We start from the raw sequence: 15273 nt of genomic DNA, 5'->3' as shown, positions 1-15273 counted from the left end.
AATGAAAAAGCTACTTGTTTTATCAGCTTTAGCATGTCTTGGCGTTTCAGCTTTTGCTGCAGATGGTGCTACACTTTATAAAAAATGTGCAGTATGTCATGGTGCTAAAGCAGATAAAGTTTACCTTAATAAAGTTCCTGCTTTAAATTCTCTAACTGCAGCTGAAAGATTACAATATATGAAAGATTATGCAGCAGGTAAAAGAAATGCTTATGGCCAAGGCGCAATTATGAAAATCAACCTTAAGGGCTTAACAGAAGAAGATTTTAAAGCTATTGAAGATTATATCGAAAGCTTAAAAAAATAATTCAACAGCCTTTATGGCTGTTTTTTATTCTTTTCCATGGCTTCTTTTTTTCTTTTTTCTAAAATCACTGCATCATTTAAAGCATCTTCACTATCACTTAAAGTAGTAAATTTATAATCATCATCAAATTGTTTATTCTTTATACCCCAAAGCAAAGCGCAAATTGCCAAAAATAAAGCAACCAAAGAAACACCTATCATCATCATCAAAACGCCATTCATTTTTTTATCCTTAAAGCATTTAAAATTACTATTATACTACTAAAAGACATTGATAAGGCTGCAATTAAAGGATTAATCAAACCAAAAAAAGCTAAAGGCATACTCAAAGCATTATAAAGCAAAGAAAAAGCTAAATTTTGCTTAATAATTTGATAAGTTTTTTTAGCTATTTGCATAGCCTTTTGCAAACTTTTTAAGTCGTTTTTTAACAATATAATATCGCTATTTTCCATAGCAAGCTCAGATCCTTCTTTTAAAGAAACCCCAACACCTGCATAAGAAAGTGCTAAAGCATCATTTACTCCATCTCCTACCATTAAAACCTTGCCTGTTTGATTTAAATTAGCTATTGTTTGCATTTTATCTTCTGGCATACATGCGGCTTTGAAATTATTTATTTTTAATTTTTCAGCTACCTTACTCACAGCAGATAAATTATCACCACTTAACATATAAATTTGCATTTTACACTCTTTCATAAATCTAATCAACTCTTCAGAGTTTTCTCTTATACTATCTTCTAATTCAAAAACTGCTAATATAGTTTTATTTTTAGCAAATATAAAATGCGTAGTTTGAAATTCTTGTACTTGCATATGGTTTTCTTTGAAAAATTTCTCATTTCCTCCCAAAAATTCATCTTTACCCAAAAAGGCTTTATAACCTCTTGCTTGAAAATTTTGAACTTTTTCAAATTCTATTCTACTATCAATTTTTTGATCTAAAAATTTCAAAATACTTTTAGCCACTGGATGATTAGTTAGGTGTAAGAAATTTAATAACTCATTTTTATCTAACCTCTCATCTAAAAAGCTTTTTTTAACTTCCAAACTAGCCTTTGTTAAAACCCCTGTTTTATCAAACACAGCCACATTACACTTGCTCAAATCCTCCACAACACCTGCTTCTTTAAATAAAATTTTTTCTTTCAAACCAGCACTAATTGCTACTAAAGAACTCACCGGAGTAGCCAAAGCTAAAGCACATGGACAAGCTATGATTAACACAGAAACCATGCGTATCATAGCTTCTTCAAAACCCAAATTTAATACAAAAAAAGTAAAAGCGAAACAAAGCAAAGCACAAGTTAAGATAATAGGTGAAAAATACTTACTTACTTGCTGTACCATTTTTTCTATTTTGGCTTTTTTTGAACTTGAGTTTTCGAGTAAATTAATAATCCTAGCTAATTTAGAATCCTTATAAAGTGCATTTGCCTTATATAAAGCATTCCCGCTTAAAACCAAAGAGGCAGAATAAATCATATTATCTTTTTGCACATCAAGCGGTAAACTCTCTCCACTTAAACTAGACATATCCAAGCTAATATTACCACTAACACACACTCCATCTATTAAAACCCTATCGCCTTCTTTTAATTCTATAATATCCCCTATTTGCACTTCTTCTACATCGATATTTTCTATTTTGTCATTTTTTAAAACCCTTACTTCGTTGCTTAAAAACGATCGCAAATGATCAAGTGTATCAAGAGCTTTTTTCTTACTTAAAAGCTCTAAGTACTTTCCTATAAAAACAAAACAAATAATCATCGCTACAGAATCAAAATACACTTGCGAAGCTCTTGAAAACATTGCCCATATTGAATATATATAAGCTAAACTTGCCCCACTAATTACCAAAGTGTCCATATTAACACTTTTAAATTTTAAAGCATAATAGGCATTTTTATAAAAAATCGAGCCTGTATAAAAAAGCACAGGAGCACAAAGTAAAAATTCAGCAAAATGCAAAATATCCTTAGTATCAGCTTCCATGCCACTAAAAAACCCAGCATACTTGGCTACAGATATCCACATGATATTCATCACACAAGCTATGGCAACTATTAATTTTGCATAAAAATCTCTTTTGGTTTGAGTTGCTCTTTGTTCATTTTTTGTAGGTAAATATACACTAGCTTTATAGCCTATACTTTCTATACTTTGGATGATTTTTGCTAAATTTATGCTTTTTTCATCAAAAACAATTCTAGCTTTATGAGTAATAGAATTAATATCAACTTCTATCACCCCTTCACTTTTAATGAGAATTTTTTCATTAAGCCAAACACAGGCAGCACAATGAATTTCTTCTATAAGTAAAAAAATCTCACTAAAACCCTCTTTGGTTTTTTGTATGTATTTTTCATAATCTTTAACATTATGTTCTATTATCGCAGGAGTTAGAGTTTGATTGCCAAGTTTTTCATAAAATTCTTCCAAATTATTTTCTTGTAAAATCTCATAAACACTCTCACAACCCTTACAACAAAAATAATTTCCATTTTTTTCTATCATTTGATCTTGTCTAAAGCTTAATTGGCAGTGTTTGCATTTCATCTTATACTTTCTTTGATAATTTTTACAATATTTTATCATTTTTTTAAAATCACTATTTTAAAAATTATTTACAAAGCTATATTATAATTTTAAAAATTTGACAAAGAAGCATTTTTTTGAATAAAATCTCTTATTCATTATTAAATACTACATTTTCTACATTTTAGAGGATATATGGAAAATACAAAAGAAAAAAAACAACATCAAAGAACACACATTCCGGTGGAAGGTTATAAGATAGAAGATTTAAAGTTGCTTGATCTAGAAAGCTTAGTTAAAATTGCTAATGAAGCAGAAATAGAAAATCCAAGAGAATTTAGAAGACAAGATCTTATTTTTGAAATTCTAAAAGCACAAACCAAAAAAGGTGGTTTTATACTCTTTACAGGGATCTTAGAAATTTCACCTGAAGGCTATGGGTTTTTGCGTGGAATGGATTCAAATTTAAGCGATAGTGTAAATGATGCTTATGTATCAAACTCACAAATTCGCAAATTCGCTCTGCGTGTTGGGGATATAGTTACCGGTCAAGTTAGAGAACCAAAAGATCAAGAAAAATACTATGCTTTGTTAAAAATCGAAGCAATTAATTATCTTCCATTAAAAGAAGCCAGAGAAAGACCTTTATTTGACAATCTTACTCCAATTTTTCCAACTGAAAAAATCAAATTAGAATACGATCCTTTAAAACTTACAGGTAGAATGCTTGACTTATTTGCCCCTATAGGAAAAGGCCAAAGAAGCTTAATTGTAGCACCTCCAAGAACTGGTAAAACCGAGCTAATGAAAGAATTAGCCACTGCTATTGCTAAAAATCACCCAGAGGCTCATTTGATTGTGCTTTTGGTAGATGAGCGCCCTGAAGAAGTTACAGATATGCAAAGATGTGTTAAAGGTGAGGTTTTTAGCTCAACTTTTGACTTACCTGCTTATAATCATGTTAGAGTAGCTGAGCTTGTTATAGAAAAAGCAAAAAGGATGGTAGAAACAGGCAAAGATGTCATTATTCTGCTTGATTCTATTACAAGATTAGCAAGAGCTTATAATACCGCTACACCAAGTAGTGGTAAGGTTTTAAGTGGCGGGGTTGACGCAAATGCCTTGCATAAACCAAAACGCTTTTTTGGTGCAGCTAGAAATATAGAGCATGGTGGCTCATTAACCATTATAGCAACTGCTTTGATAGAAACAGGCTCAAGAATGGATGAAGTAATTTTTGAAGAATTTAAAGGAACGGGAAATAGTGAAATCGTTCTTGATAGAAATATTTCAGATAGAAGAATTTACCCTGCAATTAACATCATAAAATCAGGAACTAGAAAAGAAGAATTGCTCCAAGGTGTTGAAAAGCTTCAAAAAATTTGGGCAATTAGATCAGCTATTTCGCAAATGGATGACATAGAGGCTTTAAAATTCTTATACTCTAAAATGCTAAAAACCAAAAGCAATGAAGAGTTATTATCAATCATGAATGAGTAGTAATGCTTCAAGCTCTTGCTGTTAAATACAGACCAAAAAATTTCAATGAACTTGTAGGGCAGAATACTGTTTCTACAAGCTTAAAATACGCTCTTGAAAATAATCGCCTAGCACATGCTTATTTGTTTTCAGGATTACGTGGAAGCGGAAAGACTTCAAGTGCAAGAATTTTTTCAAGAGCTCTAGTATGTGAAAATGGGCCAAGTGCTAATCCTTGTGGAGAATGCTCTCAATGTTTATCTTCGCTTAATGGTTCTAATATAGACATTATAGAAATGGATGCTGCAAGCCATAGAAGCTTAGAAGACATTCAAGAGCTTATCGAACAAGTCAAATACGCTCCATCTTTAGCTAGATTTAAAATTTTTATTATCGATGAAGTACATATGCTTACCCCACAAGCTGCAAATGCTTTACTTAAGACCTTAGAAGAACCACCAAGCTATGTAAAATTTATACTAGCAACAACCGATCCCTTAAAACTTCCTGCCACAGTTCTTTCAAGAACACAGCATTTTAGATTTAAGCAAATTTCTACCCATGATATCTTAAATCATCTTGAGTGGATTTTGGAAAAAGAAAATATTAGTTATGAAAAAGAAGCTTTAAAACTCATTGCAAGAAGTGGAAACGGATCTTTAAGAGATACCCTAACCTTACTAGATCAAGCCATAGTATATTGTCAAAATGATGTACAAACGCAAAAAATCACTGCAATGCTAGGCTTTTTAGATCCAGCTAAAATTGAAGAATTTTATCAAGCCATTTTAGCTAATGATAAAGATAAAGTTCTTGAGTTTTTAAAAGAATTTGAAGATTATGAAGCAAGTAATGTCATTGATGAGATGATATTTTTTCTAAAAGAAGCATTTTTTGCCAAAAATAATCTTTTTTCTATGTTAATTTATGAAAGATTTTTTAGAATTCTTTCACGCGCTAAGACTATGTTAAATTCTAGTGATGATGATAGCTTTGTACTTTGCGTTATGGCTTTTATGCTTATTGAAGCAACTTATTTAAAAAGCATTGATGAGGCTATTAAAAGTTCAAAACAAGATAGTATACCAAGTCCAAAACAACAAGAAACTCCTTCTATTCAACAAACCCCTAAAGAAGAAAAACTTAATCCTTATGAAAATCTCTTAAAAGCAATATATAAAAGAGATTATGACTTAGCTGAAGTTTTCAAAAAAACTACACAGTTTGTTTCTTTTGAAGATGACATTTTAAGTATTAGCTCACATGCTAAAGATGATGATAGAATGGTTTTAAACAATGGTTTTAAATTAATCAAAACATTACTTCATGAGCTTTTTGGAGAAAAAGCACAAATCAAAATTCAAAAAACAGAAACCATAGACACTCAAAAACTACAAGATATATTCAAAACTCCCATAAAACAAGAAGTAAAAAGCACTCCAAATTTAAATGAGCATTTTGAAAATTTTAAAAAAGATGCTAAAAAATACAATCCTAAAGACGAAACCAAAGAAGCTCTTAGCAAGCTCTTTGGTTCACCAACTATACAAAATTAAAAACTACCATTGATTGAAATATAAATTCTTCTTCCCTCTTCTATACGATTATAAGTATTTACCCAAGTATCTTCGCCTTTGTTTTTATAAGATTCCCAATTATTTGTAAAACTTTTATCAAAAAGATTATAAATTGCTGCATTGATGTTCCAATTTTTATTGATATCATAACGCACGCCCATAGAAGCTAAAAAGACATCTTGATAGTATTCTCTATTAATATTTGTATCACCCATATAACGATCTATTTGCCACTCACCTTTTACCCATGGAGTAAATTTATTAAAGATGTTATAACTTGCTTTTAACATGATATTGTGTTTTAAACTATCAATTTCTGGCTTTCCTATCACAACCTTATCTTGTGCATCTTTTACTTCACTATCAAGATAAGTGTAAGCTAAATCTAGATTTAAATGTTCTATAGGAGTGATCCCCGCTCCAAGCTCTATACCCTTATATTCAACCTTGCCAAGATTTACATCCTTATAACATTTATCAGCTCCGCAAGTACCAACGCCTGGTATCATATCATCTTTTTTAAATTCTTGTTCTGAGATTTTATCTTTAAAATGAGTTAAAAAACCAGTTGCTGAAATATAAAATAAATCATTATTATAAACAGCGGCTAGTTCATAATTAAGCGATGTTTCTTCTTTTAGATTTGGATTTCCATAAATAGGAATTTTTCCTTGTCCACTGTAATTATAAGCACCAGCTATCAATCTATTAGCATATGGAGTTCTAAAGCCCGTTGAAACACCACCTTTTAAAGTGAGTTCGCTAGTAGGATTATAAACTAAATAAGCTCTTGGTGAAATATTATTTCCAAAAATTTCATGATGATTATACCTTGCGCCAAAAGTAAATCTCAAATCATCTCTTATACTATATTCATCTTCTGCAAAAAAAGCTAATAAATATTGATCAAAATTCGTAGGATTAGCGATTTTATCTTGCATTTTTTCAAGTCTATATTCACCACCCACGCTTAAAATATGACTTTGGCCTAAAGGAATAACTGATCTTGTATCTAAAATAATATCTTCAGCAACTATATCTCTATTTTGCCCTAAAAATGGCTGATTTGCTTGGCCAACCACCTCACGCCCATCGTTACTTACACGGTTATACTGCAAAGTAGAAGTAATCGAAAAATCTTCATACACACCCTCATGGCTTAAATAAGTTGCTAATTTATCTACTTGCATGGTGTCTTTATAGCCACCCTTTAACGAACCTGCGTCGTCTCCAGGCAGAGTTAAATCACCTATTTGACCTCTATTATTATCATAATGATTTCTTGAAAAATCAATATCAAATATCAAAGTATTATAATCATCTACTAAATAATTTAACCTAGTTCCTAAATTAAAATTATTTGCTTTTGTAGGACTTTGTTCCTTTTTTGCTTCGATTTCTTTTCCACCACCATCTCTATATTTTATATTAGATTGCTCCCTATAAAATTCCCTAAAACGCAAAGTAAGTCCCAAACGATCATTCATCAACGGGCCGCTTGAATATATACTTGTGCCATAAGTATTGCCCCATTCTTTATGCGCATTAAAAATACTATCTAAACTAACTGATGTTTCCCATTTATCACTTACTTTTTTTGTGATGATATTTACAACACCACCTAAAGCTTCAGATCCATATAAAGTACTCATTGGTCCTTTGATTACTTCTATTCTTTCTATGCTAGAAATTGGAGGTAGGAATGAATTTGAAATTTCATTAAAACCATTAGGTCCTACTTCTCCGCCTATCCCTTGACGGCGCCCATCAGTTAAAATTAAAGTATATCCAGTAATACCTCTCATGGTAATATTATAAGATCCGGTTTTTCCTTTGCTAGCAAATAAATCCACACCAGGAATATCAGCAATAGCTTCGGCAACATCTCTATAAGGCTTACTTTCTAAATCTTTTTTGCTAATCACATTTATAGTAGCAGGGGCTTCTTTGATATCTTGAGAAAAACCAGAAGCACTTACTATGGAGCTATCTAATAAAACTTCTTGTGATAAAGCATTACAGACCAAAAAACTAGCAACACAAAATGATAAACAATGTTTTTTCATTATTTCCTTTCTTAAATAAACAAAAATTTTAAAAATTGGTATATTATGATAATAATTATTAATTTAAAATAAATTTATTGTATCAATTATGATAATTGTTATTAATAAAAAATTTAACTTTTAGTAATATAATCACAAAAATTTTTAAAATGAGGGTATGATGGAATTTTTAAAAACTTATATCGATTTAATTATATTTGTAGTTTTAGGGATAATGGCATTTATTGCTATATGGTGTACTATTGAGCGTATCTTGTTTTTTAGAAAAATTAAGCTAAATGATTATCAGTGTCAAGAAAAATTTGATGATGCAATTAGTGAAAACCTCACCATGCTTTATATTATTTACACTAATGCTCCTTATGTAGGACTTTTGGGAACTGTAGTAGGGATTATGATTACATTTTATGACATGGGCGCAAGTGGGAATATTGATGTTAAATCTATTGTTATTGGTTTATCGCTAGCTTTAAAAGCTACAGCATTGGGAATTTTAGTTGCTATTCCTTCTTTAATGGCTTATAATGGATTGCTTAGAAAAATATCAACTTTGAGTAATGCATATCGTATTTTTAAGGATAAAAATGCTTAAATTACCAAAAAATGAAGGTTTAAACATTATTCCTTTTATAGATATAATGCTTGTTTTGCTAGCTATTGTTTTAAGCATATCCACTTTTATCGCGCATGGTGAAATCAAAATCAATCTACCTCAAAGTGAAAATTCAAATTCCATAAACGAAAATAAAGATAAAGTAAGTATTTTAATCAACAAAGAAAATGAATTTTATATCTATGGAAAAACAGCTTCCTTAGAAGAAATAAAAGAAAAATTTGACACTATAGATTCTAAAACATTAGTAGAGTTAAGAAGTGACAAAGAAGCAAAATTTGAAAGTTTTGTAAAAATTATTGATATTTTAAAAAATAAAAATCATGAAAATTTTCAAATTTTAACAGAGCAAAAAAGATGAAAACATTCATAAATAACCATAAAAATCAATCCTTTTTTATCACTTTATTTCTCTTTTTGCCTTTATTTTTTGTTTTTATTTATACTAAGAGTTTTTTACATATACAACATAGTGCTTCAAAAGAAGAAAAATTTAATATAGCTATAAAACAATTTTTACAAGATTCCCCTAAAGTAAAAACCGAACAGCCTAAACAAGAAAAAATAAAAAAGCTAGAACAAACAAAAGAAAAGTCTGTTGTTCAACCTAAAAAAACAAATACTTTAACCAATACCAAGGCAATAAATCAATTAAATGAAGAAATAAAACCTCAAAAAACTTTAATCCAAGAAAAAAACACTCCAATAACTTCTCAAGAAAGCATATCTCTAGCTAATAATAATGAGCTTTTAAAAGAAGTCAAACAAGCTATAGATGAAGCTTTAATCTATCCTAGGCAAGCCAAAAAAATGCGAATGAGTGGTGAAATTTTAGTAGAATTCACATGGACTAAAGATAAAAATCTATTAAACTTAAAAATATTAAAACCATCAAAATATAAATTATTGAACGATAGTGCCTTAGAAACTATACATATAGCATCTAAGAATTTTCCACAATATGAAAAAACTTTTCATATAAGAATACCATTAATATATAAAATAAACTAAGCAAAATTGCTTAGTTTGTGGTAATTAAATTATGTCCTTTATAGATCCCATAAATTTTATAATCTCCATTTTTAAGCATTAAAACCACAGGATATTCTTCTTCATAACCTTGCTCCATCCCAGGACTTCCTTGAGGCATACCAGGAGCAGAAATACCTATAACATCTTCAGGTTTATTTTTCAAAAGCCAAGCAACTGCATCTTCAGGAACATGTCCTTCTATGGCATAACCATCAATTACACCAGTATGGCAACTTTGATACATAGGTTGAATATTCATTTTTTCTTTTATTTTTAAAAAATCCTCACTTTTATGTATTTGCACTTTATAGCCTTTATCTTTCATATAATTAGCCCAAAGATCACAACATCCACAAGTGGGACTTTCATAAACATTCAATAATTTATCTCCACCAATTAAAGCTATACTTGATAATGCTAAAACACTAATAATTTTTTTCATAATTCTCCTTTATCTTAAATAATTACATAAAAACATCCGATGTTTTAAGAGTCGCTTTTTGTTTTTCTTCAAATTGTGCTTGTGCTATTAACTGCTTAGGACTTAATTGAATATTGATATGAGAAATTTTATCTTGCAAACTATTTTGTATATTTTCTTTAATTTGCTCTTCTATTTTCTCTTTTATCTTTTCTTTGTATTTTTCATTACTTTCTGTAAATTTTTTCTCATATTTACCGGTCTCTTTATTATAATACATTTCCTCTTTGTATTCTTTCAAGGCATTCTCTGAAGCTTCTTTTGCTTCTTGAAACAATTCCTTTAAAGGTCTATCATATAAGCTATTTTTTTCTTGGATGCTTGAATTTAATTCAAGTGAAAATGCTTGTTCTTGATGGGATTGCACAGTTTGTTTTTCATTTTTTTGTTTTGAACTAAAAATATCATATGAGTGATTAGAAAATCGATTTTCCTCTATACGAAACATCTTTATACTCCTGAATAAATTTATAAATTACAACAAGCAAAAAATATTCCAATATATAAGTTACAAACCTAGCAAACCATTAAAAAATTATCAACCTTTTCAACTAAAACATAAATCACAATCTAAAATCATAAAAATTTAAAAATAATGTCGTAAACAAAAATATCTATAATAAAATAATCCAACTAAATAGTCAAACAATTTACTATTTTCTCATCACCCAACCTCAAACCATCAAATAAACCATTAAAACAATTCAATAACCAAACAACACAAATCTAAGCCATAAAAATAACTAAAACAACCAAATCATCTAATTCTTAGTAAGCATTCTATCAAATCTTAAAGCTACAGTTAATTAAAAAATTTCACAATAAAAACGTACCCTACCGTTTAACCAAACAACCAAACAACCAAACAACTAAACAACTAAACAACTAAACAACTAAACAACTAAAAATCTAATTTTTCATATTAATAAAAAAGCAAAAAAATAAGCAGTAAAAACTAAAAAACTAAATTTATCAAACTCGCTATAAACATTTTAAACTTAAAACGACTAAATCCCCAAACAATATAAATCCAAAAGCTAAATCACTAAAAACACAAACAACTAAAAACAAAAATAAAAACCATGACAAAAAATAAAAAACAATAGCAAAAAAAATAAAACAATAAAGAATAAAAATAAATTAAAAAATAAAAAGGAATATAATTAAATAAAAAAACCACAAAAAATAAAATAATAAACCTAAAAACCATAAAAAATTTAAAAATAAAAACAAACTACTACTAAAAAAAATTAATAGCCACTCAAACTAAAACATCTAAAAAATAAAACCATCCAACTAAATAACTAAATTTTATAAAATAATAAAAAATAACAATAAACATCCTACCTAATCAACACAAACTAATTAGAAATTTTCACAAGCTAACCAAACTAATCCACCACAAGCAATAAAAACTAACTAAACCAATAAATAATTCATGATCGCACCATAAAAGAAATAAAAGAAATAAAAGAAATAAAAGAAATAAAAGAAATAAAAGAAATAAAAGAAATAAAAGAAATAAAAGAAATAAAAGAAATAAAAGAAATAAAAGAAATAAAAGAAATAAAAAAAAAAGAAATAAAAGAAATAAAAGAAATAAAAGAAATAAAAGAAATAAAAGAAATAAAAGAAATAAAAGAAATAAAAGAAATAAATTATAAAACAATAAAAACTATCTCTAAAGAAAAGAAATAATAAACTAATTAAGGATTCAACTAAGTAATAAGTAAGAATAATAAGAGAACTAACAAGTCCGCAATGAGCTACTTTCCCCCTGCCAGTAAGGCGTAGTATCATCACCCACGATGTGCTTAGCTTCTTGGTTCGGGATGGAGCAAGGCGTCTCCACATCTGTATAATCACGGACATTGTTATTTAAATATTCTATTTAATATAGCATAATAAAAGCAATCAATAAGATTTAGATATAAAAATCATTTTTATTTTAGTTTTTAATCTTATTCTTATATTTAGATGTTTTATTAAACTAAATCACTTTATTGTTTTAGAATACTTAAAAAACAATGTTAAGAGCAAGTTCTAATATAAACTTTACTTGTAAGATTTTATAAGCTAAATGTAGTTTTCATATAAAAACATTCAAAGCTTTATTAAAAACCTTAACAAGGAAGTGATGCTTAAATAAGATAAGCCAAACGCTCTATTAGTACTGGTCAGCTAAAGGACTTTCATCCATTACACACCCAGCCTATCAAACTAGTAGTCTTCTAGAGAGCTTAGAGAAGATTCATCTTAGAGTTGGCTTCACGCTTAGATGCTTTCAGCGTTTATCCGTTCCAAACTTAGCTACGCTGCGATGCTCTTGGCAGAACAACAGCTACACCAGTGGTTTGTTCAACCCGGTCCTCTCGTACTAGGGTCAAATCTCTTCAATCTTCTTACGCCCACGGCAGATAGGGACCGAACTGTCTCACGACGTTCTGAACCCAGCTCGCGTACCGCTTTAAATGGCGAACAGCCATACCCTTGGGACCTGCTCCAGCCCCAGGATGCGATGAGCCGACATCGAGGTGCCAAACCTCCCCGTCGATGTGAGCTCTTGGGGGAGATCAGCCTGTTATCCCCGGGGTACCTTTTATCCTTTGAGCGATGGCCCTTCCACACAGAACCACCGGATCACTAAGACCGACTTTCGTCTCTGCTTGACTTGTATGTCTTGCAGTTAAGCTGGCTTATACCTTTATACTCTACGAACGATTTCCAACCGTTCTGAGCCAACCTTTGTAAGCCTCCGTTATTATTTGGGAGGCGACCGCCCCAGTCAAACTACCCACCAGACATTGTCCCACTTGAGGATAACTCAAGCTGGTTAGCTACCCAAATAAGAAAGAGTGGTATCTCAACAACGGCTCATATACAACTGGCGTCATATACTCAAAGCCTCCCACCTATCCTGCACATTCTTATCCAAATAGCAGTGTCAAGCTGTAGTAAAGGTCCACGGGGTCTTTCCGTCTTGCCGCGGGTAGGAGGAATTTTCACCTCCACTACAATTTCACTGGATCCCTCTTTGAGACAGCTCCCATCTCGTTACGCCATTCATGCAGGTCGGTATTTAACCGACAAGGAATTTCGCTACCTTAGGACCGTTATAGTTACGGCCGCCGTTTACTCGGGCTTCGATCAAGAGCTTCGCTAATGCTAACCCCATCAATTAACCTTCGAGCACCGGGCAGGCGTCACACCCTATACATCCTCTTACGAGTTAGCAGAGTGCTGTGTTTTTGGTAAACAGTCGGGAGGGACTCTTTGTTGTAAGTTTCTTCGCTTTCGGAGTAAATCCTAATACGAAGCGAACCACACCTTATACCGAAGATACGGTGCTATTTTGCAGAGTTCCTTAAAGAGAGTTCTTCCACGCGCCTTAGAATACTCATCCCACCCACCTGTGTCGGTTTACGGTACGGGCAACATTAGCTAAACTTAGAAACTTTTCTTGGCTCGACGGCATCAGCAATTCTCCTCGCTGTCCGAAGACTTTGAAGAGCCTTTCAGTTCTCGGAGTATTGTTATACGGATTTGCCTATATAACCTCCTACGACCTTAGACTAGCACTTCCATCCGCTAGCTTGCTTAGCCCTAAGCGTCCTTCCATCGCACACTAATGTTGGTATTGGAATATTAACCAATTTGCCATCGTCTACCCCTTTCGGACTCGACTTAGGACCCGACTAACCCTACGATGACGAGCATCGCGTAGGAAACCTTGGGTTTACGGCGTTAATGATTCTCACATTAATTATCGCTACTCATGCCTGCATGCTCACTTCTATTCGCTCCAGCACTCCTTACCGGTATACCTTCGGCGCAAATAGAACGCTCTCCTACCACTTGATAAAATCAAGTCTACAGCTTCGGTACTTACTTTAGCCCCGTTATATTTTCCGCGCAAAATCACTAGACCAGTGAGCTATTACGCTTTCTTTAAAGGATGGCTGCTTCTAAGCCAACCTCCTGGTTGTTTAAGTAACTTCACATCGTTTTCCACTTAAGTAAGATTTAGGGACCTTAGCTGGTAGTCTGGGTTGTTTCCCTCTTGACGACGGATTTTATCACTCGCCGCCTGACTGCTGTGATTACATATAAGGTATTCGGAGTTTGATAGGGTTTGGTACATTGGTGTATGCCCTAGCCCATTCAGTGCTCTACCCCCTTATACTACGACACAACGCTATACCTAAATATATTTCGGAGAGAACCAGCTATCACGAAGTTTGATTGGCCTTTCACCCCTATCCACAAGTCATCCGGGGGCTTTTCAACGCCTATCGGTTCAGTCCTCCACTAGTTCTTACACTAGCTTCAACTTGCTCATGGATAGATCACTTCGTTTCGGGTCTGCAGCATCTGACTTAAGCGCCCTATTCAGACTCGCTTTCGCTACGGCTTCGCGTGTGCTTAACCTTGCCAGACACCACAACTCGCAGGCTCATTATGCAAAAGGCAGTCCATCACACTGTATTGCTACATAGTGCTCTGAATGATTGTAAGCAAATGGTTTCAGGTTCTATTTCACTCTGATCACCTCAGTTCTTTTCACCTTTCCCTCACGGTACTTGTGCACTATCGGTCTGGTATTAGTATTTAGGGTTGGATCGTGGTCGACCCAGCTTCAGACAGGATTCCTCGTGTCCCGCCCTACTCAGGATACTGCTAGCTAAGGTTTGGTTTTCGTATACGGGACTATCACCCTCTATGGCTACACTTTCCAGAGTGTTCTACTAACCTCACCTATTGCACATTGCAGTCCTACAACCCCCAGTGCAAGCACTGGGTTTGCCCTCTTGCGCTTTCGCTCGCCGCTACTGACGCAATCTCTATTGATTTCTTTTCCTGTAGGTACTAAGATGTTTCAATTCCCTACGTTCGCTCCATTATGGTAGTATATATCTCTATATACTGGGTTGCCCCATTCGGAAATCTACGGATCAAAGCTTCTTGACAGCTCCCCGTAGCTTATCGCAGTCTAGTACGTCCTTCATCGCCTTTACCAGCCAAGGCATCCACCATTCGCTCTTAATAGCTTACCTTTTAATTCATTCTAAAACGCATCACTTCCTTGTTAAAGTTTTTATGATAAGACTTTACTATCTTAAGACGGAAAGCATTTAAACACTTAATAAAACTAAATAAATTAGTCTCACTAGGTTGT

General features: G+C 32.3%; 11 protein-coding genes and 2 rRNA genes. 6 read left to right on the top strand and 7 right to left on the bottom strand.

The window, feature by feature from the left end; all coding sequences use genetic code 11:
* Position 1 precedes the first annotated feature (1 nt).
* Complete coding sequence (locus CD56_RS02370; protein WP_039617785.1) at positions 2-307, top strand: cytochrome c553; 306 nt, start codon at positions 2-4, stop codon at positions 305-307.
* A gap of 11 nt (positions 308-318) precedes the next feature.
* On the opposite strand, the gene ccoS is transcribed toward CD56_RS02370, so the two are convergent.
* Both ccoS and CD56_RS02360 read right to left on the bottom strand, forming a co-directional pair.
* Positions 319-528, bottom strand: coding sequence for a cbb3-type cytochrome oxidase assembly protein CcoS (gene ccoS, locus CD56_RS02365; RefSeq protein WP_047208073.1), 210 nt, complete (start codon positions 526-528; stop codon positions 319-321).
* On the bottom strand, positions 525-2870 hold the full coding sequence (locus CD56_RS02360; RefSeq protein WP_047208072.1) for a heavy metal translocating P-type ATPase: 2346 nt from the start codon (positions 2868-2870) through the stop codon (positions 525-527). Before CD56_RS02360 ends, ccoS begins: the two co-directional genes overlap by 4 nt.
* A gap of 174 nt (positions 2871-3044) precedes the next feature.
* Between CD56_RS02360 and rho the strand changes: the two genes are divergently transcribed.
* Together rho and CD56_RS02350 are read left to right on the top strand one after the other, a co-directional pair.
* A complete protein-coding gene (rho, locus tag CD56_RS02355) occupies positions 3045-4349 on the top strand; it encodes a transcription termination factor Rho (protein ID WP_039617780.1) in 1305 nt (434 codons plus the stop codon).
* 2 nt (positions 4350-4351) lie between these two features.
* A complete protein-coding gene (locus CD56_RS02350) occupies positions 4352-5884 on the top strand; it encodes a DNA polymerase III subunit gamma/tau (RefSeq protein WP_047208071.1) in 1533 nt (510 codons plus the stop codon).
* Here the strand turns inward: CD56_RS02350 and cfrA are convergent.
* Positions 5881-7971, bottom strand: a complete 2091-nt coding sequence (cfrA, locus tag CD56_RS02345) for a TonB-dependent ferric enterobactin receptor CfrA (RefSeq protein ID WP_047208070.1) — start codon at positions 7969-7971, stop codon at positions 5881-5883. The genes CD56_RS02350 and cfrA overlap by 4 nt on opposite strands.
* Before the next feature lie 160 nt (positions 7972-8131).
* On the opposite strand from cfrA, the gene exbB reads away from it, so the two are divergent.
* The 3 genes from exbB to CD56_RS02330 are packed head-to-tail and all read left to right on the top strand — an operon-like array spanning position 8132 to position 9595.
* Positions 8132-8563 carry a TonB-system energizer ExbB gene (exbB, locus tag CD56_RS02340; protein ID WP_039625543.1) on the top strand — a complete coding sequence of 144 codons (432 nt, stop codon included), beginning with the start codon at positions 8132-8134 and terminating at the stop codon, positions 8561-8563.
* Positions 8556-8945: a TonB system transport protein ExbD gene (gene exbD, locus CD56_RS02335; protein WP_047208069.1), complete on the top strand. Its 390-nt coding sequence runs from the start codon at positions 8556-8558 to the stop codon at positions 8943-8945. Before exbB ends, exbD begins: the two co-directional genes overlap by 8 nt.
* Complete coding sequence (locus CD56_RS02330) at positions 8942-9595, top strand: energy transducer TonB family protein (RefSeq protein ID WP_047208068.1); 654 nt, start codon at positions 8942-8944, stop codon at positions 9593-9595. Before exbD ends, CD56_RS02330 begins: the two co-directional genes overlap by 4 nt.
* Positions 9596-9605: 10 nt before the next feature.
* Here CD56_RS02330 and CD56_RS02325 read toward each other — a convergent pair whose 3' ends face one another.
* The 4 genes from CD56_RS02325 to CD56_RS02305 all read right to left on the bottom strand — a co-directional run bounded on the left by CD56_RS02325 (position 9606) and on the right by CD56_RS02305 (position 15151).
* Positions 9606-10058, bottom strand: coding sequence for a DUF411 domain-containing protein (locus CD56_RS02325; protein WP_039617768.1), 453 nt, complete (start codon positions 10056-10058; stop codon positions 9606-9608).
* 22 nt (positions 10059-10080) lie between these two features.
* The gene (locus CD56_RS02320; protein ID WP_039628094.1) at positions 10081-10545 is read right to left on the bottom strand and encodes a hypothetical protein; all 465 of its coding nucleotides are present in this window, start codon (positions 10543-10545) and stop codon (positions 10081-10083) included.
* A gap of 1305 nt (positions 10546-11850) precedes the next feature.
* A 5S ribosomal RNA gene (gene rrf, locus CD56_RS02310) occupies positions 11851-11967 on the bottom strand.
* Between the two features lie 276 nt (positions 11968-12243).
* Positions 12244-15151 (bottom strand): 23S ribosomal RNA (locus tag CD56_RS02305).
* Positions 15152-15273 lie beyond the last annotated feature (122 nt).

This window comes from Campylobacter lari (genome assembly GCF_001017575.1).
Taxonomy (GTDB): Bacteria; Campylobacterota; Campylobacteria; order Campylobacterales; family Campylobacteraceae; genus Campylobacter_D; species Campylobacter_D lari_C.
The sequence above is the reverse complement of the archived record's forward strand: the minus strand, read 5'-3'. Positions and strand labels throughout refer to the sequence as shown.